The sequence below is a fragment of the Chromohalobacter marismortui genome (assembly GCF_004364315.1).
Lineage (GTDB): Bacteria > Pseudomonadota > Gammaproteobacteria > Pseudomonadales > Halomonadaceae > Chromohalobacter > Chromohalobacter marismortui.
In genome coordinates, this window is the sequence record NZ_SOBR01000006.1 from 42,209 (window position 1) to 68,288 (window position 26,080).

The 26,080-nt window shown below is 58.4% G+C and carries 23 protein-coding genes; 3 read left to right on the top strand and 20 right to left on the bottom strand.

What is annotated here, in order from left to right:
• Positions 1-108: 108 nt before the first annotated feature.
• Positions 109-699, top strand: coding sequence for a Smr/MutS family protein (locus tag C8E00_RS12795; protein WP_133697913.1), 591 nt, complete (start codon positions 109-111; stop codon positions 697-699).
• A 28-nt stretch (positions 700-727) separates the two neighbouring features.
• On the opposite strand, the gene C8E00_RS12800 is transcribed toward C8E00_RS12795, so the two are convergent.
• Both C8E00_RS12800 and C8E00_RS12805 read right to left on the bottom strand, forming a co-directional pair.
• Positions 728-1,765, bottom strand: a complete 1,038-nt coding sequence (locus C8E00_RS12800) for a patatin-like phospholipase family protein (RefSeq protein WP_133697914.1) — start codon at positions 1,763-1,765, stop codon at positions 728-730.
• A gap of 14 nt (positions 1,766-1,779) precedes the next feature.
• Complete coding sequence (locus C8E00_RS12805) at positions 1,780-2,661, bottom strand: alpha/beta fold hydrolase (RefSeq protein ID WP_133697915.1); 882 nt, start codon at positions 2,659-2,661, stop codon at positions 1,780-1,782.
• Positions 2,662-2,935: 274 nt separating this feature from the next.
• Here C8E00_RS12805 and C8E00_RS12810 point away from each other — a divergent pair, with 274 nt between their 5' ends.
• The gene (locus C8E00_RS12810; RefSeq protein WP_133697916.1) at positions 2,936-3,883 is read left to right on the top strand and encodes an AEC family transporter; all 948 of its coding nucleotides are present in this window, start codon (positions 2,936-2,938) and stop codon (positions 3,881-3,883) included.
• Between the two features lie 109 nt (positions 3,884-3,992).
• Positions 3,993-4,520: a YgjV family protein gene (locus C8E00_RS12815; RefSeq protein WP_133697917.1), complete on the top strand. Its 528-nt coding sequence runs from the start codon at positions 3,993-3,995 to the stop codon at positions 4,518-4,520.
• Positions 4,521-4,538: 18 nt separating this feature from the next.
• On the opposite strand, the gene C8E00_RS12820 is transcribed toward C8E00_RS12815, so the two are convergent.
• The 18 genes from C8E00_RS12820 to htpG all read right to left on the bottom strand — a co-directional run bounded on the left by C8E00_RS12820 (position 4,539) and on the right by htpG (position 26,036).
• The gene (locus C8E00_RS12820) at positions 4,539-6,128 is read right to left on the bottom strand and encodes an ABC-F family ATPase (RefSeq protein ID WP_133697918.1); all 1,590 of its coding nucleotides are present in this window, start codon (positions 6,126-6,128) and stop codon (positions 4,539-4,541) included.
• A gap of 214 nt (positions 6,129-6,342) precedes the next feature.
• Entirely contained in the window at positions 6,343-7,920 is a 1,578-nt protein-coding gene (locus tag C8E00_RS12825) for an aldehyde dehydrogenase (NADP(+)) (RefSeq protein WP_133697919.1), read from the bottom strand.
• 45 nt (positions 7,921-7,965) lie between these two features.
• On the bottom strand, positions 7,966-8,688 hold the full coding sequence (locus C8E00_RS12830; RefSeq protein ID WP_133697920.1) for a FadR/GntR family transcriptional regulator: 723 nt from the start codon (positions 8,686-8,688) through the stop codon (positions 7,966-7,968).
• 63 nt (positions 8,689-8,751) lie between these two features.
• A complete protein-coding gene (locus C8E00_RS12835) occupies positions 8,752-10,077 on the bottom strand; it encodes an enolase C-terminal domain-like protein (protein ID WP_133697921.1) in 1,326 nt (441 codons plus the stop codon).
• Between the two features lie 60 nt (positions 10,078-10,137).
• On the bottom strand, positions 10,138-10,290 hold the full coding sequence (locus C8E00_RS16635; protein WP_166638320.1) for a hypothetical protein: 153 nt from the start codon (positions 10,288-10,290) through the stop codon (positions 10,138-10,140).
• A 19-nt stretch (positions 10,291-10,309) separates the two neighbouring features.
• A complete protein-coding gene (locus C8E00_RS12840; protein ID WP_133697922.1) occupies positions 10,310-11,626 on the bottom strand; it encodes a TRAP transporter large permease in 1,317 nt (438 codons plus the stop codon).
• Positions 11,626-12,177 (bottom strand): TRAP transporter small permease subunit, encoded by a 552-nt coding sequence (locus C8E00_RS12845; protein WP_133697923.1) that lies wholly within the window; start codon positions 12,175-12,177, stop codon positions 11,626-11,628. The genes C8E00_RS12840 and C8E00_RS12845 overlap by 1 nt, the downstream gene beginning before the upstream one ends.
• Before the next feature lie 69 nt (positions 12,178-12,246).
• Positions 12,247-13,320: a TRAP transporter substrate-binding protein gene (locus tag C8E00_RS12850; RefSeq protein WP_133697924.1), complete on the bottom strand. Its 1,074-nt coding sequence runs from the start codon at positions 13,318-13,320 to the stop codon at positions 12,247-12,249.
• A gap of 150 nt (positions 13,321-13,470) precedes the next feature.
• Positions 13,471-14,811, bottom strand: a complete 1,341-nt coding sequence (locus C8E00_RS12855) for a glucarate dehydratase family protein (protein WP_133697925.1) — start codon at positions 14,809-14,811, stop codon at positions 13,471-13,473.
• A 19-nt stretch (positions 14,812-14,830) separates the two neighbouring features.
• The gene (gene kdgD, locus C8E00_RS12860; RefSeq protein WP_424948550.1) at positions 14,831-15,754 is read right to left on the bottom strand and encodes a 5-dehydro-4-deoxyglucarate dehydratase; all 924 of its coding nucleotides are present in this window, start codon (positions 15,752-15,754) and stop codon (positions 14,831-14,833) included.
• Positions 15,755-15,934: 180 nt separating this feature from the next.
• The gene (locus tag C8E00_RS12865) at positions 15,935-16,243 is read right to left on the bottom strand and encodes an antibiotic biosynthesis monooxygenase family protein (protein ID WP_133697926.1); all 309 of its coding nucleotides are present in this window, start codon (positions 16,241-16,243) and stop codon (positions 15,935-15,937) included.
• Between the two features lie 12 nt (positions 16,244-16,255).
• Positions 16,256-16,741 carry a phosphohistidine phosphatase SixA gene (gene sixA / locus C8E00_RS12870; protein WP_133697927.1) on the bottom strand — a complete coding sequence of 162 codons (486 nt, stop codon included), beginning with the start codon at positions 16,739-16,741 and terminating at the stop codon, positions 16,256-16,258.
• 2 nt (positions 16,742-16,743) lie between these two features.
• Entirely contained in the window at positions 16,744-17,814 is a 1,071-nt protein-coding gene (locus C8E00_RS12875; RefSeq protein WP_133697928.1) for an NAD(P)H-dependent glycerol-3-phosphate dehydrogenase, read from the bottom strand.
• Positions 17,815-17,964: 150 nt separating this feature from the next.
• Positions 17,965-19,407: an NAD(P)(+) transhydrogenase (Re/Si-specific) subunit beta gene (locus C8E00_RS12880; protein WP_133697929.1), complete on the bottom strand. Its 1,443-nt coding sequence runs from the start codon at positions 19,405-19,407 to the stop codon at positions 17,965-17,967.
• Between the two features lie 18 nt (positions 19,408-19,425).
• Positions 19,426-20,997 (bottom strand): Re/Si-specific NAD(P)(+) transhydrogenase subunit alpha, encoded by a 1,572-nt coding sequence (locus C8E00_RS12885; RefSeq protein WP_133697930.1) that lies wholly within the window; start codon positions 20,995-20,997, stop codon positions 19,426-19,428.
• Between the two features lie 584 nt (positions 20,998-21,581).
• The gene (locus C8E00_RS12890) at positions 21,582-23,045 is read right to left on the bottom strand and encodes a protein adenylyltransferase SelO (protein ID WP_208291935.1); all 1,464 of its coding nucleotides are present in this window, start codon (positions 23,043-23,045) and stop codon (positions 21,582-21,584) included.
• Between the two features lie 125 nt (positions 23,046-23,170).
• Positions 23,171-24,007, bottom strand: coding sequence for a protein bax (locus C8E00_RS12895; RefSeq protein ID WP_133697932.1), 837 nt, complete (start codon positions 24,005-24,007; stop codon positions 23,171-23,173).
• 130 nt (positions 24,008-24,137) lie between these two features.
• Entirely contained in the window at positions 24,138-26,036 is a 1,899-nt protein-coding gene (htpG, locus tag C8E00_RS12900) for a molecular chaperone HtpG (protein WP_133697933.1), read from the bottom strand.
• Positions 26,037-26,080: the final 44 nt, after the last annotated feature.

The window sequence follows — 26,080 nt, forward strand, 5'->3', positions numbered from 1 at the left end:
CTCCATGGAATCGGCGATTGTACCCGGAGCGCGCGCCGGTTCACAGCCGTAGGCAAGTCGCTATACTGGTGCCCTTTCAACCGACCGTGCCGCCTGGGGAGTTTCGTCATGAGCCGACGCCGTGGCCAGCCCGACGACGCAGAGATCAACGTGTTTCGTCAAGCGCTGGAAGACGCCGGTGTGCATCGCCTGCATACCAATCGCGCCGATACCGGGCGTTCGCGCCGCCGCGACGACGAGGGCATGGCGGAGCGCCGTGCCGCCGCCACCAGCGCCAACACTCAGGCCCCCACCAGTCGCACCAGTGATGGGCGCGTCGAGCCGGTGCGTCCCAGCGAGGCACTGGAATTCGCCGTCCCCGATCTCCCCTACCGCACACGGACGCAACTCAAGCGCGGCAATATCGAGTGGGAAGCCGGCCTGGACCTGCACGGCTACACCGTCAGCGAGGCTCGTGAGCAACTCGAAACCTTCCTTCACGACGCCCACGGGCAACGCTGGCGCTGTGTGCTGGTGGTGCATGGCAAGGCACGCACATCGCTGCTCGGCGAGGGCGACGATTACCCGGTCATCAAGAGCCACGTCAATGCATGGCTACGCGAATGGCCTGCCGTGCTGGCCTTCTGCTCGGCACGCGATGCGGACGGCGGCACCGGCGCGGTGTATATCCTGCTCCGCCGGCGCGGCGATGACATATGACCGCCCGCGGACAACGAAGGCGTGAGCCTCAGCGCGGCTTGCGTCGAGGTGTCGTCAAGAGATGGTGCTTGGCATCGCTCACGTCCGCCTCGGTCATGGTCATGTCACGCTTGCCTTCGTAACGATCGATGGCCTGTGCCGCCAGATAGTGACCTAGCTGAATCAGCGCTTCGGCGCGATGGAATTCATAGGCACCGCACACGCTTTTGGGCACCTCGATCAGGATATCGGGAGGATAGCCGGCCACCTTGTATTTGGCTAACGCCGCCTGGGTGATATCGAAGGATGCCAGCATCATGTCGAGCTTGCCCCAGGCGCGCTCGGTCGCCGCTTGCTCGGAAAGTTCATGCTCTTCGCCATCTTCCTGGCCGTTGCCGAACATGTGCTGCACGCGCTCGCGCACGCCGCCCAGCCAGCCACTGAACCCTTGTCCGCGCGACTCCCGCTCGCGTTCCCGCGCCACTTCCTGGGCCGCTTCCTCGGGAGGCAACATTTCCTCGAGCGTCACCTGCCGGGAGGTCTGCGCGGTGGAGTTGACCGCCACGACCAGGTCGGCGTGAACCGCCACGGTGGGAATGATCGGCAACGGGTTGAGCAAACCGCCATCGACGAGAACCTGCCCATCCACATGCACCGGCGTGATGATACCAGGAACCGCGATGGAAGCACGGATCGCACGCAAGAGTGGGCCGCTCTGAAACCAGATTTCCTTCTGCCGATTGAGGTCGGTGGCCACGGTCGTCAGCGGGATGCTCAAGTCTTCGATACGGATATCCCCGATCAGGCTCTCGAGCTTGTTCATCACCTTGCTGGCGCGCATCGCGCCCATCGGGCTCCAGGTCACGTCGACCAGCTTGAGCACATCGAAGTAATCCAGCTGGCACACCCAGTCACGGTACCCATCGAGCTGGCCGGCGGCATAAATCCCCCCCACCAGGGCGCCCATCGAACACCCCGAGATGGCGGCGATCTCGTATCCGCGGGCCACTAGCTCGTCGATCACACCGATATGCGTATAGCCCCGCGCACCACCACTGCCCAGTACCAATGCAACTCGTTTACCCATATCAGCGTTCTCCTTCACACATGACGCCTCGTCGTCTTCTGCGCGTCGCTGACGATGGCCTCGGCCACAGCACCGACGGCGTGCGCCTCGAGGTGAAGATGATGCCCACCGGGCAGCACCACCCGCGTGAGCCGAGCAATGGCGTCACGAGCTTGCTGGGCATAGGCACGTTCGGCCAGGATGCCCTGCTCGCCTTCGATCAACAGCACCGGGGCTTCGATGTTGCTCAGCAGCGACAGCATCTGCTCGGTGGTGAAGCGCACCAGCGAGGGACGTAGCAAGCGACCGTCGGAGCGCAAACGCACGTGGCCATCGTCCTCCTCATCCAGGTTGCGGCGTACCAAGGGCGCGGCCGTCTCGGCATCGATGGGCGTTACGCCACCCGCCACGCGTGCCGCAATGGCGGTGGCCTCGTCGGGATAGCGCGGCACCTTGGAACGCGCGCGTCGGCGCTGGATCAAGCCCATGCGAAGTTGCTTGGTCGTGTCGTCGACCTCGGTGGTCAAGGTACCCAAGCCATCGATCAGCACCAACCACGTGACACGTTCCGGCATTGCGGCCGCTACCAGACACGAAACGGCCGCTCCCATCGAATGGGCCAGTAACGGCGCGCTATCGAGCCCTAGTGCATCGAGCGCGTCCAACACGTCCAGCGTATATTCCCAGATCGGATAGTCGCCGCCGTCGGCGCGCGGCTGCGATCGCCCATGGCCAGGGAAGTCGATGGCGACGATGCGAATCCCCAGACGCTCGACCAGCAACGGTGCCAGGCGCGAAAAGCTCTCGGCATTATCCAACCAGCCATGCAGCGCCAACCACACTGGCGCATCGGGGTCGCCCCAGGCCAGGGCTGCGAGGCGCCCATGGGCCAGACTCAGTGATTCGGGTTCGTGCATGAAGACTCCCACGGTTGATCGGTCGACGGCCCATACGCCACACCGCCGTCTTCATCGGTCAGGGCACCTTTGAAGCGCGGCACTGGGCCTAGCAGGCTAACGGGTTTACCATAAACCTTTTCGTTTCCCAAGCCGACCAAGGAACAAGGAATCCTGCGTGCCAAGATCTCGACCGCCCCGCCCCACTCGCCTGCGCAATACGCTATTCTGGCTCGTCGTCACCGCCGCCATCATCGTGGGCTTCGTCCTCGCCAGACAAGGAAGCTGATCGCCCATGGACCTGCTGGCCGTTTTCTCGCATACGCTGCAAGTCACGCTGCCCGTTTTCGCCATGGTGTTTCTGGGGATCGTCTTCAAACGCATCGGCTGGATCGATGCGCATTTCATCTCCATGGCGTCGGCATTGGTGTTTCGCGCCACCATGCCGACATTGATTTTCCTGAGTATCGTCCGCGCCGATCTGGACGTCGCCCTGCAACCAGGGCTGATCGTCTATTTCCTGGTTTTTTCGGTACTTAGCTTCTTTCTCGCCTGGGGCTGGGCCATCTGGCGTTGTCCCCATGCCGAACGCGGCGTCTTCACGCAAGGAGCTTTCCGCGGTAATTGCGGGATCGTCGGCTTGGCCCTGGCCGCCAACCAATACGGCGATTACGGACTCTCGCTGGGCAGCATCCTGGTCGGCGGCATCATCATCGTCTACAACGTGCTCGCCGCGATCATCCTGGCCTATTACAGCGAAAACACGCGCTCGGGCATCGGCGCAATTCTCAAACATATCGCCAAGAATCCACTCATCCTGAGCGTCTTGCTGGCGATTCCCTTTGCGTATTTCGATATCGACCTGCCTGAATGGCTGCTCACCTCGGGCGACTATTTCGGCGCCATGTCTCTACCGCTGGCCCTGGTCTGCATCGGCGGGACGCTGTCGTTCACGTCCGTTAAACGGAGTAGCAGCCTGGCCCTGGATGCCAGCCTATGGAAGGTCGTATGGCTCCCCCTTATCGGCGTGCTGGGTGCCTTCGCGCTGGGCTATCGCGGACGTGAGCTGGGCATTCTCTTTCTTTTCTTCGGCAGTCCCGGTGCCGCAGCGAGTTTCGTCATGGCCAAGGCCGCACATGCCAATGCCAAGCTCGCCGCCAATATCATCGTCATCACCACCGTCGCCTCTCTGTTCACTCTTAGCGCCGGGGTATTCATACTGAAATTGGTAGGCTGGATCTAAAACCGGCCATTCACTAGGCACCTCGCTCACGGTATTTGTCATGGGTTTGCGGCCCTTGTCGCAAACGGCGATTGAGTGAATATGGCAATGACAAGGAGTCAACCGCGTCATGCTCGACACCTACAGCGCCCTGGCCGGCCAGTTTTTCGGCGTGGTCTCGTTGATACTTTGCCTTCTGGCCTTCTCCAGCAAGCGGGACGAGCGGTTGATGATGCTGTTGCTCTCCGCCAACGTGGCCTTCGCGCTACAGTTCGCGCTCTTCGCGAGCTGGACCGCGGCGGCGTTGACGGTGCTGGTAATCGTACGCATCGCGCTCGCCCGTCGTTATCCGGGCAGCAAGGGCGTCATGGCGGGGGTGCTGGTCGCCAGCGGCGTGGCGGCACTGTTGACCTGGCAAGGGTGGGCGGACGTGCCTGCCATCGTGGCGATGACGGTGGGAACGGTGGGCATGTTCCTGTTTCAGGGTATTGCCATGCGCATCTGCCTGGGACTAGCAGCATTGTCATGGTTCCTTAGCCATGCCCTGGTGGGGTCGGTGGGCGGCATGCTGGCCGAGGCGCTGGTATTCGTTACCAACGCCATCACCATCTATCGGCTGGCCCGTGCCAGGCGTCGCTATCCACAAGCGTTCGACTAACATTGGCAACCGCTGCGTTTACGCGTAGATAGCCTGACTGCGCAGATAATCATCATAACTGCCGCTGAAATCGACGATATCGTCGTCCTTCATCTCGATGATGCGGGTGGCCAAGGAACCGACGAATTCCCGGTCATGGCTGACGAAGATCAAGGTGCCGGGATAGTTTTCCAGCGCCAGGTTGAGCGCTTCTATCGATTCCATATCAAGATGGTTGGTGGGCTCATCCATCACCAGCACGTTGGGTTTCTGCAACGCCAGCTTGCCGAACAGCATCCGCCCCTGTTCGCCGCCGGAGATCACCTTGACCGACTTACCAATGTCATCGTTGGAGAACAGCATGCGGCCCAGCGCACCACGAACGGTCTGCTCGCCTTCCGTGGTCCACTGCTGCATCCATTCGAAAAGCGTCTCACCGCCGTCGAAATCGTCGGCGTGATCCTGGGCGAAGTAGCCCACTTCTGCCGCATCGGTCCATTTCACCTCGCCAGAATCCGGTGCCATGGCACCCACCAGACAATTCAGCAGGGTCGTCTTACCAATCCCGTTGGGCCCGATGATGGCGATTCTCTCTCCCGCTTCGACCTGCAGGCCGAAACGCTCGAACAGCACGTTGTCGTCCCACGCCTTGGAGAGTTTCTCTACATTCAGCGCATGGCGATGGATCTTCTTGTTCTGTTCGAAACGGATGAACGGACTGACACGGGAGGACGGCTTGACCTCCTCGAGCTGAATCTTGTCGATCTTGCGTTGGCGCGAGGTCGCCTGCTTGGCCTTGGACGCATTGGCCGAGAAGCGACTGACGAATTGCTGCAGTTCGGCGATCTCTGCCTTCTTCTTGGCGTTATCGGCATGCAGACGCTCCCGCGCCTGGGTAGCGGCGGTCATATACTCATCATAGTTACCCGGGAACAGCGTCAACTCGCCGTAGTCGAGGTCCGCCATATGGGTGCAGACGCTATTCAAGAAGTGGCGATCGTGCGAAATGATGATCATCGTCGAGCTACGTGAACGCAGAATCTCTTCCAGCCACCGGATCGTGTTGATATCCAGGTGGTTGGTGGGCTCGTCGAGCAGCAGCACGTCGGGATCACTGAACAGCGCCTGGGCCAGCAGCACGCGCAGTTTCCAGCCCGGTGCCACCACGCTCATCGGCTGGGTATGCTGCGCGAGTGGGATGCCGAGACCCAGCAGCAACTCTCCTGCGCGCGCCTCTGCCGTATAGCCGTCGAGTTCGGCGAAGCGCACCTCCAGGTCGGCGACCTTCATGCCATCTTCCTCGGACATCTCGGCCTGCGAATAAATACGCTCACGCTCGGCGGTCACCTCCCACAGCTCAGCGTTGCCCATGATCACGGTGTCGATCACGCGCTCATTCTCGAACGCGAACTGGTCCTGACTCAGCTTACCGAGCCGTGTGGTGGCGTCCTTCATCACTTGGCCGTTGGTCGGTTCCAGGTCGCCCCCCAGAATTTTCATGAAGGTAGACTTGCCGCAACCATTGGCGCCGATCAGGCCATAGCGGTTGCCCTGTCCAAACTTGACGGAGACATTTTCGAATAGCGGCTTGGCGCCGAACTGCATGGTGATGTTGGCGGTAGAAAGCAAAGTCGGGGTTCTCGCGGGAAACGGCGTGAATGAAGCGACGGCGGACCCGGCGTTACGAGCCCCACCCTATGTCGAGGCGGCATTGTACGCGCTGGCAACGATCGGCGTCAGTGCCCTCCCCTAATTACGAACGCTGGTTCGTGATACGCCAGCAAAAAGACCACTCCGAAGAGTGGCCTTGAGTACCTGAACGGTGTCCTATCGACGCTGAGAATCAGCGCTCGCGTTTACCGTCGACCAGACGATCCAGCTTGAACGGGTTGCTCTCCTTGAGTGCTTCCGGCAGCAGAGCGTCGGGCAGGTTCTGGTAGCAGACCGGACGCAAGAAGCGATAGATCGCCGCCGTCCCCACGGACGTCGTGCGCGAGTCCGACGTTGCCGGGAACGGCCCGCCGTGAACCATCGCGTCACATACCTCGACACCAGTCGGCCAGCCGTTGGCCAGAATGCGTCCCGCCTTGCGTTCAAGCGTCGGCAACAACTGGCGCGCCACATCGAGATCGGCGTCATCCATTTGCAGCGTCACTGTCAGTTGGCCTTCAAGATGCTCGGCGACCTTCGCAAGTTCGGCCACATCGGCACATTCGACGACCAACGAGGTGGCGCCAAACACTTCGCCCTGCAACGCCTCGTCACTCAAGAAGTCCTGCGCCGAGGTCACGAACAAGCCGGTTTGGCACTGGTTCGGGCCTTCACCCTTCTCGCCGCGCGCCACTTCTTTAGCCTTACCATTGCTCACCAGCGCACCGACACCGCTCTCGTAGGCTTCATGAATGCCCGGCGTCAGCATGGTTTGCGGCGCGCTGCCCTTGACCGCGTCACCAGCAGCCGAGAGGAACGCATCGAGTTCCGGTCCCTTGATCGCGATGACCAATCCCGGGTTAGTGCAGAACTGGCCCGCGCCCATGTTGAGCGATCCCACGAAGGCCTTGCCCATCTCCTCGCCGCGCGCCTTGAGCGCCGCCGGCAGAGGGAAGACCGGATTGATCGAACTCATCTCGGCATAGAACGGGATCGGCTCAGCGCGCGACTGAGCGGCTTTCCACAAAGCCAGACCGCCGCTGCGCGAGCCGGTGAAGCCAGCCGCCTTGATGCGAGAATCCGTGACCAGGGCGGTGCCCACCTCGCGGCCAGAGCCGAATATCAGCGAGAAGACGCCTTCCGGTAGACTGCACTTCTTGACGGCGGACTGAATCGCGCGCCCCACCAGCTCGCTGGTGCCCGGGTGTGCGGCATGTGCCTTGACGATGACCGGACAGCCTGCCGCCAGAGCGGAGGCGGTGTCGCCACCGGCGACGGAAAACGCGAGTGGGAAATTACTGGCCCCGAACACGACCACCGGCCCCAGACCGATGTGACGCTGGCGCAGGTCGACACGCGGCATCGGGGTCCGTTCAGGTAATGCCGGGTCGACACGGACGTCGAGCCATTCACCGTCACGCACGACGCGAGCGAACATGCGTAGCTGACCGCAGGTACGGCCGCGTTCGCCCTGAATGCGTGCCTGGGGCAGACCTGACTCGGCCACGGCGCGCTCGATAAGCTCGTCACCGATCGCTTCTATTTCATCGGCGACGGTTTCGAGAAACTTGGCACGCGCCTCGAGCGAGGTCTCGCGGTAAGCCTCGAAGGCGCTCCAGGCAAGTGCGCAGGCACGCTCGACGTCCACTTGCGTACCGCCCGGATAAGCCGGTTCCAGTGTCTCGCCCGTAGCCGGGTTGACGGCATCAATCGCAGTCCCGGTGCCATGCACGGCCTGCTGGCCGATCAATAAACTACCTTCCAGTGTCATGATCTACTCCTTGTGCGGATTGAATACGTATATAAGCAATCCCCATCACTCCCGATAGGAGGCATAGGTATTGCTCGCACGGCTCAGATGGTGGCTCATCGCATCGCGTGCCGCATTCGCGTCGCCAGCGATAATCGCCTCGAGAATATCGGCATGCTCATCAGCGACACGCTCCAGATAACGATGCGTCGCCGCTGTATCGAGTTCGACGGAAAGCAGCTTGGCACGGGGGATTGCCCCCAGGTTCAACTGCTCGTATACCGTTGTGAAGGCCGGATTATGCGTGGCTTGCGCCACCGCGAAGTGAAAAGAGAAATCTTCTTCCCGTGCCTGGGACTGATGCTGGAACGCCTCGATGAATCGCGCATGTGCCTGACGAAGCCGCTCGATATCCGCATCGTCCCGCCGTGATGCCGCCAGCGCGGCGGCTTCAGGCTCCAGCGTCAAGCGCAATTCGAGAATTCCCAGGATATCTTCGACCGTGGTCAGGCTGATTCGCTTGGCAGGATACGCTTCCTCCGGTGCGCAGCGGAGCACCCGAGTGCCGATACCGCGCCGCGTCTCGACCAGCCCCAGCGACTTGAGATGCGTAATGGCCTCACGAACGACGGTACGGCTGACGCCGAACATCTCGCACAAGCCATTCTCGGGCGGCAGCTTGTCACCAACGGCAATCTCGCCCGCTGCAATAATCGCCTCGAGCTGCTGAGAGACCTGACGGGACAAGCTCCCTTGCTGGGAGACACGCTTAACGCCAAGTGAGTTCATAGGTCATGGTCATGTGTCGCTTGCATGGGTATTCACTCATTGTTCATTCAACCATTCAACCATTCAACGCACCAATGCGGGTCGCTTGGGGTCGAATTCCCAGCCTGAGATCAAGTATTGCATTGCCATGGCATCATTACGGCTGGTGACATCCAAGTGCTTGTACCTTTCGTGCGCTTCCATCAACTTGCCTTCGTCCAACTCGACGCCGAGCCCCGGCGCGGACGGTACCTTCAGCTTGCCATCGCGAATCAGGAATGGCTCTTTGGTGATACGTTGACCGTCCTGCCAGATCCAGTGCGTATCGATGGCAGTAATCTCTCCTGGGCAGGCCGCCGCTACATGCGTCATCATCGCCAACGAGATATCGAAGTGATTGTTGCTGTGCGACCCCCAGGTCATGCCCCACTCATTGCAAAGCTCGCCGACCATCACCGCGCCCTGCATGGTCCAGAAGTGACAATCGGCGAGGGGAATGTCAACTGAATTCAGCTGCACGGCATACTGTAACTGTTTGAAGTCGGTGGCGATCATGTTGGTCGCGGTGGGCAAGCCGGTGCGCTTCTTGAACTCCGCCATGGTCTCGCGGCCGGAAAACCCACCCTCCTGACCGCAAGGGTCCTCGGCATAGCTGAGCAGATCCTTGATCGGATCCAGCACCCGCACCGCTTCATCGAGCGACCAGGCACCATTGGGGTCCAGGGTCAGCCGCGCCTCGGGAAACGCCTCATGGAGCGCGCGAACGCAGTCGGCTTCTTCCTCCCCGCGCAGCACGCCACCCTTGAGCTTGAAGTCTTTGAAGCCGTAGCGGTCATAGGCGGCCTTGGCCAGATTGGCCACGGCCTCGGGCGTCAATGCCTCCTGGCGCCGTACTTCATCCCAGGCATCCTGCGGATTCTCGGTCTTAGGATAAGGCAGGTCGGTCTTGTCCGGATCACCGAGCAGAAACAGATACCCCAATGCCTCAACTTCGTCGCGCTGGCGACCGTACTGGCCCAGCAGATCCGACACCGGCATACCCAACGCCTGACCGAAGAGGTCTAACAACGCCGACTCGATAGCAGTGATGACATGCACCGCCACCCGCAGATCGAAGGTCTGACGCCCCCTCTCCTCGCGTCCGTTCTTGGCCAACAACAAACGCACGCGATTGAGCGTCTGCTTGACATCGTTGACGCGTGAGCCCTCCACCAGTTCCCGGCACTGCTCCAGCCCCTTGAGAATGCCATCGCTCGAAGGAATCTCGCCCACGCCCTGGTTACCCGCCTCGTCTTCGAGAATGACAATACAACGAATGAACCAAGGCGCATGACCGCCACTCAGGTTGAGAAGAAAGCCATCGTGGCCGGCCACCGGCACAATACGCATGCGTTTGATTGTAGGATGCATGTCCAATTCCTGTCTGAAAATTGATAAATATTGATAGAGCCTTCCCGACGAGTGGAAGATCTATTGAAAAATCACCCAGACAATGATCAGCGCCATTATCAGCCCAACGATCTCGGGCCAGTAACCAAACTTGAATTCATTGACCTCTTCCGGAGAATCGCTGACCGTCAACTCGTCGTCCTGGCGAGTCAGGTTTTCGTCATTGGATTGCATATACTTTCCTTCCCTTCAATCAGTTAAACATCAGGTTAGGTAGCCATAACGCCAGCTGCGGGAAGAAAAGCACCAGCACCATGCCAATCACCTGCAGTGCGATGAACGGCAACACAGCCACAAAAATATGTTGCAACTCGATACCTTTGGGCGCCACGCTCTTCAGGAAAAAACAGGCCGGGCCAAATGGCGGTGACAGATAATAGATCTGGATATTCATCGCGAACAGCACACCGAACCAGACCGGATCGAAGCCCAGACCAACAACCACCGGCGCAAAGATCGGCACGGTAATGAAGATGATTGCAATCCACTCCAAGAATGTGCCCAGCACCATGACAATTGCCATCATGATCGCGATAATAGCCAGCGGATGCATATCGAGGCCTTTCAGGAAATCTGTCAGGAAGCTAACCCCACCGATCAGATTATAAATACCAACCAGACTCACTGCCCCTAGCACCAACCAAATAATAGAACCTACAGTCAGTGCAGTCTGGCGCATGGCATCTCGAATCATGCGATAAGAGAACTGCTTGAGAATAGCCGATACGATCATGGCGCCCACAGCTCCCATGGCAGCTGCTTCGGTAACGGTCGTGATGCCTGTATAGATCATCCCTAGCACCATACCGATCAATAGAAACGGTAGGATAGCCCCTTTCAGATACTTGAGACGCTTATAGAGAGGCAACGCTGTTTCAGGAATATCGTTAATCGGCGCCAATGACGGGTTAAGCTTGCAGCGTATAATTATATAGACAATAAATATGCTGGCCAAGAGAACACCTGGAATGGCGCCTGCGGCAAACAGTTTGGTGATTGATACCTGAGCTGCAAGGCCATAGACAATCATTACTACCGAGGGAGGAATGAGTGTCGCTAGGGCACCGGCAGCACAGATGATACCAATCGATAAATTACGATCATAACCGAGACGTAACATCTGCGGCAGGGCAATCAGGCCGAGCATCACAATCTCACCGCCCATGATCCCACTCATCGCTGCGAGAATAACGGCTACCACGCAAGTTTGGACAGCTACCGAGCCACGAGCACGTCCACCAAGAATGGACATACTATCAAAGAGCGCGTGGGCTATGCCCGATCGTTCTAGCACGTTAGCCATGAACACGAAGAAAGGTACCGCGACTAGCTCGTATTTTTCCAGAACATGATAAACGTTAGAGGCTACCAGGAATAAGCCATTGGTACCGTAGTAGATCAGTGCTGTAACGACTGACACTAAAAGTGTAGTAACACCAAGCGGAATACCAAAAGCCATTAACGCAAGCAATGCTAGAACAATTAATAATGTAACGACTTCGATACCCATTAGTCGGCATCCTTTTCATCATGGATGGCGGACGTCACCAGGTGGTTACGTTCCTCCGCACGGTCTTCAAACCAATGCACGACATTGGCTAACAATTGCAAGACATAAATAAATGCTCCCACTACTAGTGTCGGCTTAAGATAAGCTGGTAGCGGTGAATTGAAAGCACTGCCGCTTCTTTCGATGCCTTGTATTGCATGAACTGCAGGCCCCCAACCAGCCCACACCAACATCGACAGAGCGAAGATGGCGGCTACCAGTGATACCAACTCCATTTTTTTCCATACAGATGCAGGTACCAACAGCTCAACCATGGTAATCGCTATGTGACGCTTGCGCTGGGTAACATAGCCACTTGTCAGCACCCAGCCAGTGGCACATAGCGCCATGACAGTCTCGAATGTCCATAGCGTTGGTGAGTCAAACACATAACGCATAACAACTTCGAGAGCGGACAGCACAATACACGCAAAAAACAAAACGGCACATGCATAACCGATAAAAACACTGACCCGGTCCATACCGGCCGCCAAGCGACTTAAAAAGGACATATAGAAATTCCCCGAATAAGAAGGGCCGTGACAGTCCATACCGTCACGACCACAAGCTAATATAAGACTTTAGCCCTGACCGGAAGATTCATCGCCAGTAGGCTTAGCAGCTTTATCCTTTAGGAGGCCTTTTGACTTCATATACTCCAGGTGAGCGTCCAACGCTTGTTGAGCCAATTTACTTTTCTCACCAAAATTCTCCCATGCACCACGAGCGATCTCACGAAGCTGATCACGCTCGGCCTGCGGCCAATCAATCACCGTGATATCACCTTCGGCCTTGTCGCGTGCCACAAGCTTCTCATCTTGTTGGTGGACGGCATCAGCCAAGTCATTGAATGATTTGTAGAACCATTGATGCAGTGCCTGCTGATCCTCTTGACTCAATGACTCCCATGTATTGCGATTCACCGTAAACTGCTGAGATGACATGGAATGTATACCCGGATAAATCGGATATTTTGCAATGTCGTTGAGGCCGGAAGCGTCATTATTTACGTAAGCTGAGGCATCAGCGGCATCTACCACCCCCTGTTGCAGTGCAGTATAAACTTCAGAAAAAGGAATATTGACTGGTGTGGCCCCGGCACGCCTAAAGACAGCTGCCGCGAGTCCCTCAGGTGAGCGAATTTTCACACCCTGAAGATCTTCAACACTACGAATGGGGACCGCTGAGACCAGCGCCTCACGCTTATAAGGACCGCAACCAACAACCTTTACGCCATCGACTTGGGCATTAATAGCTTTTTGCAGTATCTTCTCGCCACCACCATTTTTGCAAAATCCAAGGAACTGTGAAGGTTTATCATAGCCGGCCACCAGATCTCCCATCAGAGCAAAAACAGGATCTTTACCCGTAAAATAAGCAGGTGCTGTTAAGTCACCATCGAGAAGCCCCATGGAAACGGCACTCATGGTTTCCTTATAGGGAACCACGCTACCAATGGGCATGAGATTTATACTAACATCTCCTCCGGTCATTTTTTTTAGCTTTGGCACCCAATTATCTTGCAAATATTGATAAGCATAATCACCAGAGTTGAAAGATGTCTGCACCTTCAATTCAGTCGCCTGCGCATAAGAGGCCGAGAACATTGCGGCAGAAGCCAAGGAAATGGAATAAACGAGCGTGCGAATTTTCATATTAACCACCTTTACTATTGTCATATTTAATATGGCTTTTACTGCATGAAGCAGCAACCTCAGATGCAAAGAGATCCGACACTTTCCGAACCGCACTTCTACACCTCTTTCTCATCATCGCGCGGCTAGATGCCACACATATGAAGTCTTTTAACGAGTAAGCGCTGGACGCTTTGGATCAAACCTCCAGTCGCGAATCAAATGTTGCATTGCCATAGCGTCATTGCGTCCTCCGACCGGTAGCTTGCGATAGATTGCATGGGCCTGTTCAACCTGTTTCATATCGATTTCAATTCCAAGCCCTGGAGCATCAGTAACGGCGACCTTGCCATCAATGATCTGTGGAGGATTACGAGTCAAACGTGAATCTCCCTCCTGCCACATCCAGTGGGTATCCAGCGCCGTAGTACGACCTACTGCTGCGGCGCCGACCTGAGCAAACATTGCCAGCGAGACATCAAAGTGATTATTGGAGTGTGACCCCCAAGTCATACCGTGATCCTGGCAAAGTTGCGAAACCCGTACCGCGCCAGAGAGGGTCCAGAAATGAGGGTCAGCCAAAGGAATATCTACCGAGCGCAGCATCAGCGCGTGGGCCATCTCACGCCAATTAGTGGCCACCATGTTGGTGGCTACTGGTAAGCCGGTAGCATGCCGAAACTCAGCGAGAATCTCTCTACCTGAAAACCCATGCTCCGCACCGCATGGATCCTCTGCATAGGCAATGACGCCATGCAGGTTGTTGCACAGTTGGATCGCTTCATTAAGCGACCAAGCACCATTAGGATCAATGGTCGTACGTGCATCAGGGAAGGTCTTATGAAGCACAGTGACTGCTTCAGTTTCTTGCTCGCCCGCTAGAACTCCCCCTTTAAGCTTGAAATCTTTGAATCCATAACGATCCTGAGCGGCTTGTGCTTGCTCGACGATACGCTGTGGGGTCATTGCTGCTTCATCTCGCAGACGATACCAATCATGGCCTAGACCTTCAGTCCCACGGCGATAATCCAGAGGTGTATCATGACCATTACCGACGAAGAACAAATAGCCCAATACATCGACACTGTCGCGTAGCTTGCCATTACCCAGCAGCTCTGCCACTGGTACACCTAGAAACTTACCCATGAGGTCGAGTAGCGCTGCCTCGAGCGCGGCAACGGCATTGATACGTAACTCAAAAGTCCAGGAGCCTTTGCCAAAATCCTCAAAGTCAGCGTTGCGACCAGCACACTGTAAAGATGAAACCATTGAACGTAGCTTGCCAATAGACTGGTTAATGACTAGCTCACGTGCTTGCTCAATAGAGTGCTGAATCGTCTCGCCACCCGGCGCCTCCCCCACTCCAATATGGCCGGCGCTATCTTCGAGAATAAGTAGATTACGCGTGAAGTAAGGAGAATGTGCCCCACCAATGTTGAGCAACATACTGTCACGACCGGCGACCGGAATAACTCGCATTCCAGTTATTTTAGGTGTTTCATAAGACAACATCAGCAGTCTCCATAAGCTTTTAGAGGGACCTGGACTGATCGACAAGCGTCTTCAAAATGACCAGCTCGTCATCATCGGGCATCACCAGCGGTTTACGTACATCCCCCGCCGGCATGCCAATGATGTCAGCCCCTGCCTTGATGAGACTGACGGCATAGCCCTTTTTCCGATCACGTAGATCGACGAAGGGAATGAAAAACTCGTTGGTGATTTTCTTTACCGTGGCGCTGTCTCCCGAGCGCAGTGCGCGATAGAACGTGAGTGCCATATCCGGCACGAAGTTGAAGACGGCGGATGAGTAAGTATTGACGCCGATAGAAAGGTACGCTTCGGCAAAAATCTCGGCCGTCGGTACACCACCGACGTAAACAAGACGATCGCCGACGGTCTTGACGATCTTGTTGAGCAATTGCATATCGCCCTTGCCGTCCTTGAGCCCGATCAGGTTAGGGCATTTATCGGCAAGCTGTTGGACCGCCGGCGCTTCCAGCACACCATTGCCACGGTTATAGTAAATGACATTGACCGAGGTGCTGTCACAGATCTGGCGCGCATACTCGACCAACCCTTCTTGCGGGCACTCAGTCAGATAGGGCGGCATCAGCAGAATGCCATCCGCGCCGGCTTCTTCCGCAACACGCGCGAATTCCTTGCCACTTTCGACGCTCAACCCGGCGCTGGCAATGATGGGAACTTGGCCGCCGATGGTTTCGACAGCGGTACGCACGATATCGCCAAATTCAGTGAGCGATAGGTTGAAAAACTCTCCCGTGCCGCCAGCAACGAAGACCGCGGAAACATCATGACTCACGAACCACTCAAGCCGCTTGCGATAGCTTGCCGCATCGAACCGCCCCGCGGCATCGAAGTCGGTCACTGGAAAGGAAAGTAAGCCATCGCCAATCGCCGCGACCGTTTGTTCTTTGGAAAAATGCACCGTCATGTCCCTCGCAACTGTCTTGTTGAACGTGATGACTTGGTTACTTCATGTCATACATCATACAACTGAGACGATAGGCACAGCCGCGATGTCACACAACACCGACATTGGTCGATTAAACCAAGGTCTTAAACTAGAAATAACATTGCCACCATGCATTACCATGATGGCTTATAGGACGGATTATGCTTGGGTGCCCTCGACAATCTCGAATTGCTCGAGACCACCCCCCTCGGAAAAGGCCTCCGCGGGCATGGGGTTAGCATGGGCTTGCTTGAAGTCATCACTGCCCACCCAGGCGCGAAAGGCATCCTGGTCTTCCCATTCCGTCTCGACGAGATAAGGCGTTTGGTTGCCCTGAGGCCGCAATACCCGCATGGCCTTGAAGCCAGGCTGTTTGTCGACCTCGCTGGCGCGTTGCTGGAACCGGCGCTCGAACTCGGCTTCATACCCCGCATTGACGAAAACGCGGTTGATGACGATAAAACTCATTCGTTCTTCTCCTTAGCCAAGCAGTTCACAGGGCGACTGCCACTGGCGTAACGTGGCACAGCCCGCCGCCCAGACATCGGCCTCCAGCGCCGCCACGGTCGCCGTCGGCATCGGTTGAGAAGCCCGTACATCGCCCTCGACCAGACGCCCGACCAGGGCACCGACCAACGGCATGTGGCTAACTAGCAGGCACGGCGTATGCGCGACTTCCTGCTGGAGCCAGTCGAGAAGCGGCTCCAACGGATCGTCCGGGGTGATGATCGGGAGCGTTTCGACCGGGCGCTCCAAGGGCGTCGCCATCCACTGCGCGGTCTGCTGGGCACGTCGATAAGGGCTGGCGACGATCCGCAGTGTCGTTCGTACGTCCCCGGGCAGCATGTCACTCAGCCATGCCGCCATTGCACGCGCTTCCTGCTCGCCATGCTCGGTGAGCGAACGCTCACTATCCGGCCGGCCTGGCGCGGCTTCGCCATGGCGCATGATATAAAGTCTCGACACGCTCACGTCTCCTCTGCACCGGGTTCCATCCGACGCGCCTCGAATACATCCTGACGCGGCAAGATGAACTCTACGTCGCTGCTTTGTTCCTGCTGCATGAGCATCTGTGCCATCTGGCGCGCCGGCACGCCATTGAACAGCACCTGATAAAGCCCTTCAGCCAAGGGCATGTAGATGTCTTCACGGCGCGCCTTTTCGCGTACCAGACTGACCGTGTTGACGCCTTCCGCCACCTGGCCCAATGACTCGATGGCTTCTTCGAGCGTCTTGTCCTCGCCCAGGGCAAAGCCGACGCGGTAATTGCGCGAGAGCTTCGACGAGCAGGTCACGATGAGGTCTCCTACGCCCGCCAACCCGATGAACGTCAACGGATTGGCGCCCAAGGCCACCGCAAATCGGCTCATCTCGGCCAGCGCTCGTGTCATCAGCATGCTACGTGTGTTCTCGCCCATGCCCAGCGCTGCCGCCATACCTGCGGCAATGGCATAGATATTTTTCAGCGCACCGCCCAGTTCGACGCCATAGCGATCGTTGCTGGCATAAACACGAAAATAGTCGCAACCGAGTGCCGATTGTACTCGTGCCCGCGTATAGGGATCGTCGCTGGCGATGACCGTTGCCGTGAGCTGTTTCTGGGCGATTTCCGACGCCAGGTTAGGCCCCGACAGCACACCGATATGCGGAAAACCGGTCTCTTCCTCGAGAATCTGGCTCATCAGCTTGAAGCCTTCTTCACGGATGCCCTTGGTGGTACTGACCAGGATTTGCGACGGATCGAGCCACGCCATAGCCTGACGCACGACGTCTGAAAAAGCGCTCGAGGGAATGGCGATGAAAACCACCTCCGCCGCTCGTAGCACCGCATGCATATCGTCGGACGCAACCACCGAGGGATTGATGGCGTAATCCGGCAAGTAGCGTGGATTGCGATGCTCATGGTTGATCTGCTCGATCAATGCCGGATCACGCAACCACTGGCGCACACGGGCTCCGTTGTCGGCAGCAATGCTGGCGATGGCCGTGCCGAAACTGCCGCCGCCTAGCACGGCGACTTGAAGTCGTTCGTCGGTCATGGAGGTTTCCTGGTGGCCTGCGAAATGACGCCATTGTAACGGACCTGACGCGTCACGCACGCCCGATCATCGCCTGACGGCAAAAGACGACACCGCCCGTGGGCGGTGTCGTCGTGCTACTCGCTACACTGCCGCCAGGCAGCAGGTCGATCAGTCGATCATCGGTAACAGGGCATCGATACTCGACTTGGCGTCGCCGTAAAGCATGCGCGTATTCTCCTTGAAGAACAGCGGATTCTCGATCCCCGAGTAGCCCGTGCCCTGGCCACGCTTGCAGACGAAGACGTGCTTGGCTTCCCAGACCTTGAGCACCGGCATGCCGGCGATGGGGCTGTTGGGATCTTCCTCGGCGGCCGGATTGACGATGTCATTGGAGCCGATCACGATCACCGCATCGGTTTCCGCGAAATCGTCGTTGATCTCGTCCATCTCCAGCACGATGTCGTAAGGCACCTTGGCCTCGGCCAGCAGCACATTCATATGTCCCGGCAGACGCCCCGCCACGGGGTGAATCCCGAAACGCACGGTCTTGCCGGCGGCGCGCAACTTGCGTGTCAATTCGCTGACCGCGTTCTGGGCCTGCGCCACCGCCATGCCGTAGCCGGGCACGATGATCACGCTATCGGCCTCGTTGAGCGTACTGGCCACACCGCCGGTATCGATGGCGACCTGTTCGCCCTCGATCTCCGCAGCCGGCCCTTTGCTGCCACCGAAGCCGCCCAGAATCACGTTGACGAAGTTGCGATTCATCGCCTTGCACATGATGTAGGAGAGGATGGCACCGGACGAGCCCACCAGGGCTCCGGTGACGATCAGCAGGTCATTGGACAGCGTGAAGCCGATGGCCGCCGCTGCCCAACCGGAGTAGCTGTTGAGCATCGAGACCACCACCGGCATGTCGGCGCCACCGATGCCCATGATCAGGTGGTAGCCGACGAAGAACGCCAGCAGCGCCAATAGCAGCAGAGCCCAGAAGCCCGCACCGTTGAGATAGGCGATCGCCAGCAACAGCGACACGATGGCCGCCGCGGCATTCAACAGATGCCCGCCAGGCAACTGCCGCGGCTTGCCATCCACCTTGCCCGCCAGCTTACCGAAGGCGACCACCGAACCGGTAAACGTCACCGCACCGATGAAGACCCCCAGTACCACTTCGACCTGCAGGAAGGTCAGCTCAGCCGGCGTCTTCTCGGCCACCAGCGCGGCGAAAGCCGAAAATCGCTCGCCAGCGTCTCCAGCGAGTTGCGCGGCCATCACCCGGCGACGCTCCAGGTCAGCATTGAAGCCGATGAACACCGCCGCCAGACCGACGAAACTATGCAGCGCCGCGACCAATTGGGGCATCTCGGTCATGTCGACCTTCTTGGCCAGGTAGACGCCGATGCCGGCACCGATCACCATCATCGGGATCATCCACCCATAGCCGCCGACATTGGGGCCGAGCATGGTAAAGATTACTGCCAGTGCCATGCCGACGATGCCATACCAGACGGCACGCTTGGCTTTTTCCTGATTACTCAATCCCCCCAGTGAGAGGATGAACAACACACTTGCCGCCACCGCTGCGGCGGACACCAATCCTTGACTCAACATCGTCTTTTCTCCGCCGCGTTAGGATTTCTGGAACATGGCAAGCATTCGGCGCGTCACCAAGAAGCCACCCACGATATTGATGGTCGCGATCAGTACCGAAATACCGGCCAACAAGCCCACCAGCCAACTTCCCGAGCCGACCTGCAACACCGCACCGAGCACGATGATGCCCGAGATGGCATTGGTGACCGCCATCAGCGGCGTATGCAACGAGTGACTGACGTTCCAGATCACCTGGAAACCGACGAAGCAGGCCAGCACGAAGACAATGAAATGCTGCATGAACGAGGTCGGCGCGACCAGTCCCAGCAAGCCCATCACCGCCCCGCCGACGGCGAGCATGCCCACCTGACGCTTGGTCTGGGCGAGGAAGGCGGCATGCTCGGCCGCCTTCTTCTCTTCCGCAGTCGGCTCCTTGGGTTTCTCCTTGGGCGCCGACTGCCCGATGGCCTTGACCTTGGGCGGCGGCGGCGGAAAGGTGATCTCGCCATGATGGGTCACGATGACCCCGCGAATCACATCGTCTTCCATGTCATGCACGATCACGCCATCCTTCTCCGGCGTCAGGTCGGTGAGCATGTGACGGATGTTGGTGGCATAGAGCAACGAGGCCTGCGTCGCCATGCGCGAGGGGAAATCGGTATAGCCGACCACGACCACGCCGTTATCGGTGACGATACGCTCGTCGGGTACGGTGAGATCGCAGTTGCCGCCTTTCTCGGCCGCCAGGTCGACAATCACCGAGCCCGGTTTCATGGCCTGGACCATGTCCTCGAGCCACAGCTTGGGTGCCGGCTTGCCCGGAATCAGTGCCGTGGTGATGACGATATCCACCTCGGGCGCCTGCTCGCGGAACAGTGCCAGCTGCTTCTCGCGGAACTCGGGACTGGAAGGCGCCGCATAGCCACCGGTGCCCGAGCCATCCTGGCTGTCCTCGAAATCGAGAAACAGGAACTCGGCGCCCATCGACTCGATCTGCTCGGCGACCTCCGGGCGTACGTCGAACGCGCGCACCACCGCGCCCAGGCTGGTCGCAGTGCCGATGGCGGCCAGGCCGGCGACGCCCGCCCCCACCACCAGCACCTTGGCCGGCGGCACCTTGCCCGCGGCCGTGACCTGGCCGGCGAAGAAGCGCCCGAACTGGTTGCCTGCCTCGATCACCGCGCGATAGCCGGCAATGTTGGCCGTGCTCGACAGCGCATCCATCTTCTGGGCCCGCGAGATGCGCGGCACCATGTCCATGGCGATGACCGTGGCACCGGTGGCACGGCAACGCTCGAGCAGCGCCTCGTTCTGCGCCGGCCAGAAAAAGGCGATCAGCGTCAGCCCTTCACGCAAATAGCCGACTTCTGCCTCGCTGGGCTCGCGCACCTTGATGACGACCTCGGCGGTCGTCCATAACGCGTCGGCCCCGTCGACGACCTCGACACCCGCGTCGCGGTACGCATCATCGTCGAAACCGGCCGCCTGCCCGGCGCCCGATTCGATGATGCATTCATGGCCGAGCTTGTGGATGTGCTGAGCACTTTCCGGCGTCAGCGCCACCCGCGCCTCGCCCTGGGCACGCTCCTTGGGAGCCCCTATTTTCATGCCGCACCTCCTCTTTCGTGTCGGATGGCACCTAGCCAAGCATCGCTTGTCGCATATTTCTTGATGTTCATCCTTGACTCCTGGCTCGTCGCATAGAGTTCTTCATCATGAAATCTCGTGTCATACCCAACTCGGGAACATGGTCATCGTAACGACCTTGCCACGCACCGTAATACTGATGCAGCACGTATCAATGAGTCTTGCTTATTTAATGAAAAACATTTTGAAAATCAACATTAAAATCAAAAATATCCATCATAATCATTGAGTTATAGCATCCATAACACAGCTCTTATGCTTCAAGCTGAACGATAACCCGTTGTTTTTATTTTATTTTATGGCAAAAAACATGACCTACTGATTTCCTTATGCAAACCATAAACGATAGGTTATTCACGATTTCACTTAGTTAATGCCAGCGCATATTGAAGGCCTGAAAACCAGCCTTGGGGCCGCGATATTCAATAATCTCGACACCAGACTTCCACGTCCAGAACCTCAAGTGTCTGGCATGCGGGAAGCGCCAGCCCCCAGGCAACGATCGAGCAACGCCCCAAGACACCGTCATGCGACGCCGCGGAATATCATGACGAGCAGGAAAGGCAAATCACCGAGGCTTCCGGCGCCGGGGCAGCCGCCCAACGCGCCATGCCTGGCTGCGGGGAGAACGGGTCGGCGAGCAAGGCCCGAAATTCGGCCAGTGGCGCCATATCGCCTGCTTCCGCCGCCTCGATGACCTGCTGAATGAGGTGCGTGCGCGGGACATAAAGCGGATTAACCGCCTGCATGGCCTCACGCCGCGATGCAGCGTCGCGTGGCTCGTCCTCGAGGCGTTGACGATAGCGCGACAACCAGGCTGCCAGGCCTTCGGCCGGCACCTCGTCATGCAGCCACGCCCCCTCATCGACACTCCATTCGCCCAGCGCACGGAAGGCGCGATGATAGTCAGCACCGACGTCGGCCAGCAGCGTTAGCCAGTCCTGAACCAATTGTGCGTCGCCTTCTTGTACCCGCTCGAGCCCCAGCCGTGCCCGCATCAAGCGCGCATATTCCTGTTGCAGCGTGGGTTCATACTCAGCCAATTGAGCGCGCAACGCGTCTGGATCCACCAGTGGCGTCAGCGACTGCCCCAGCACCGAGAGGTTCCAAAGTCCCACGCCGGGCTGTTGATCGAAGGCGTAACGGCCAGCGGTATCGGTATGATTGGGCACCAGGGTGGGGTCGTAACGATCCATGAAGGCGTAAGGCCCGTAGTCCAGCGTCAACCCCAGGATCGACATGTTGTCGGTGTTCATCACCGCATGCACGAAGCCATAGGCTTGCCAGGCGGCGATCAAGCGTGCCGTCCGCGCGACCGTATCGCCGAACAAGGCCTCCGTCGGCGACTCGCGCTCCGCCAGGGCCGGTCGATGACGCGCGATGACATGGTCGACGAGACCTTGCAAGTCCTCGTTGCGCCGCGCCTGATACAGCCACTCGAAGTGTCCGAAGCGCACGTGACTGGGGGCCAGGCGCAGCAAGGTCGCCCCGGGCTCGACGCGTTCCCGCTGGACCTTTTCATCGTTGGCCGCCAGTGCCAACGCCAGCGTCGTGGGAATGCCCAGGCCCAGCATGGCCTCGCCGGCGAGATATTCACGAATCGTCGAACGCAGCACCGCACGGCCATCGCCGAAACGTGAATACGGTGTTTGTCCGGCGCCCTTGAGATGCAGATCCCAGAAGCCCTCGTCGGTCTCCACCTCGCCCAGCAACAGTCCGCGACCGTCACCCAAGGCAGGGTTATAGACCCCGAACTGATGCCCGGTATACTTCTGCGCCAAAGGCTCCATCCCCGGCAACACGGTTTCGCCCCCCAAAAGCTGACGCAGGGTCTCGCGCGCCTGGGCATCGTGCTCGAAAGACGCAGGATCAAGGCCCAGCGCGCGACAACCGCTCGGGCTGATATCCACCAATCGCGTGTTTTTCCAGCAAGTGGGGCTGACCCGCGTGAAGAAGTCGTCGGGCAGACGCGCCCAGGCGTTATCGAAACGCAGCGAATCGAGCGTCATGGTGACCTCGCGAAGGAGCATATGAATTCACTCTACACGCCCGGCGACGGCGGATAAAAGCGTGCCGGACAACTTGAAACGCCGCCCGCAGGCGACGTCCAAGGACGCATGATGGCAGCGATGTCTCAGGCAGGGCTGTCATCGCCCTCACTGTGCTGACGAATCAAGTCCGCATTGGTACGCAACAATGCCAACAGGACATCGAAATAGTCATCGCTGACGGAGTAGTTATCCAGCGTATGAATTAACGACTTGGCGGTGACGGACTCACCACTGGCGGTCAACGCGGCACGCTTTTGGCGTAACGCTAGATAGGCTTGGTGCGTGTTCAGGTTATGCAGGTAATACTCGACGCTTTCCTGAACGCTGGCAAACTGCTGATAGCGACGTTCACTCCCGGCTTGAGCCAGGCCACAGCCATCACTGAAGCAGCGCAGGCCGAACAAGTTGTTGCCTTGGCGAGCATAGCGCGAGGTCCCCCAGCCCGATTCCTCCACGGCCTGGATGGCGACCATTTCCAGTGGCACGGTGTCGACACGCGAGAGAAGGTACTCAAACGTATTGGGGGTGCCGCACTCGATCTCGTAAGCGGTGCATAGCCGTTGCAGGTGAGCCTGTTCAGCGTCACTCAGCGCGTCCTGCTGTGCACGCGCCTCGAGCAGCCAGTCTCGCTGGGCCTGAATCTCGGCATTTTCGGCTTCGACAAGCGGCACCAGCAGCTCGAAAAAAGCCCTCTTGCGCTCGGGACCCGCCGCATATTGACGCAGGTCCGGCATCTCCGTGATGGGATCCGGCGCGCGCATCTCGACATGACTGTCGCTTGACCGTTCGTCTTGCGCGGGTGACGCGGCATGGGCATTCAACGGTGGTGGCGCCACCGCCACGCCAAAGGCGCCCAATAACACCCCCGCGACACCGCCACGCCATCGCCGGGAAGACAACAAGTGGTGTCGAATCGCCATACGACGACTCCTTGAACATGTAAACGTCAGTCTAGCAACAACGAACGTCCATGTTGAGTCAATATTGCTGCCATCAAAATAAAACGGGCCGGCACATGCGGCCGGCCCGGTAAGCGAACACCAACGCCAATCAGCTGCTCAGGAGCTTGTTGAGACGCTGCACATAGGTGGCGGGATCCTCGAGGTGCCCCCCTTCGGCGATGATCGCTTGATCGAGCAGGACCCGAGCGAGGTCATCGAACCTCGAATCGTCGGCACCTTCAAGCCGTGCGACCAGGCTATGCTCGGGATTGAGCTCGAGGATCGGCTTGACCTCCGGCAGCGGCTGACCGGCCGCTTCCATCAAGCGACGCATCTGATAGCCCATGTCATGTTCCGAGAGCACCACGCAAGCCGGCGAGTCGGTCAAACGGTGCGTGATACGGACTTCCTGCACCTCATCGCCCAGCGCCGTCTTGACGCGCTCGAGCAACGGGGCCTTGGCCTTGGCCGTTTCTTCCTGGGCTTTCTTTTCTTCCTCGTCGGCCATGTCATCGAGGTCGAGGTCGCCCTTGGCGACATCGGCGAAGGACTTGCCATCGTATTCAGTGAGATGGCTCATCAGCCACTCGTCGATACGATCATGCAACAGCAGCACCTCGATGCCCTTCTTGCGGAAGATTTCCAGGTGCGGACTGTGACTGGCCGCATTGAAACCGTCGGCCACCAGGTAGTAGATCTTCTGCTGGCCTTCCTTCATCCGGCTGACATAACCGGCCAGCGACTGATCCTGGGTGGCGCTGTCGGTGTGCGTGGAGGAGAAACGCAGCAATTCGGCGACCTTGTCGCGGTTGGCGAAATCTTCCGCCGGCCCTTCCTTCAGCACATTACCGAAGGCGTTCCAGAACGTCTGATAAGCCTCTTCGTCCTTGGCCAGCTTCTTGAGCATGTCCAACGAGCGCTTGGTCAGTGCGGACTTGAGCTTGTCGACCTGCGGATCTTTCTGTAACAGCTCGCGCGAGATGTTCAGTGACAGATCCTTGGAATCGATCACGCCCTTGATGAAGCGCAGGTACAACGGCAGGAACTGCTCGGCGTCGTCCATGATGAACACACGCTGTGCGTAGAGCTTGAGGCCGCGCACGCCTTCGCGCTGATAAAGGTCGAACGGTGCACGCCCCGGCACATACAGCAGGCTGGTGTATTCGAGCGTGCCTTCGACCTTGTTGTGGCTCCAGGTCAGCGGATCGCTGAAGTCGTGCGCCACATGCTTGTAGAACGCCTTGTACTCGTCGTCGCTGATCTCTTCCTTGGGGCGTACCCACAGCGCGGTCGCCTCGTTGACGGTTTCCCAGGTAACGGTCTCGCTGCCCTCGATCTCGTTGCCTTCTTCATCGTGGGCCTTCTCGACCTTGGGCATGCGCACCGGCACTTCGATATGGTCGGAATAGGTGCGCACCAGATGCTTGAGGCGCTCGGCGTCGGCGAATTCCTTGGCGTCCTCCTTGAGATGCAGGACGATTTCGGTGCCGCGCTCGGGTTTGTCGATATCGGCGATGTCGAACTCACCCTCGCCGCGCGAATGCCATTCCACGCCCTGCTCCTGATCGACCCGGCGCGTACGCACGGTGATTTCGTCGGAAACGATGAAGCCGGAATAGAAACCCACACCGAATTGGCCGATCAGCTTGGCGTCCTTCTGCTTTTCGCCGGACAGCTGCTGGAGGAATTCCGCCGTGCCGCTGCGCGCGATAGTGCCCAGATTCTGGATCACTTCGTCGCGGCTCATGCCGATGCCATTGTCACGCACGGTGACGGTGCCCGCCTCGGCATCGTGCTCGATTTCAACGCGCAACTCGCTGTCATTGCCGTATAGCGCATCGTTGTCCAACGCCTCGTACCGCAACTTGTCGCAGGCATCCGCGGCGTTGGAGATCAGCTCGCGCAGGAAGATCTCCCGATTGGAATATAGGGAGTGAATCATCAACTGCAAGAGCTGTTTGACTTCGGTCTGGAAGCCCAGCGTCTCGGCGTGAGTGGCGGTAGTCATGGTCGAAATTCCCCTGTGGCCATAACGAATGCATGTTAAACGTT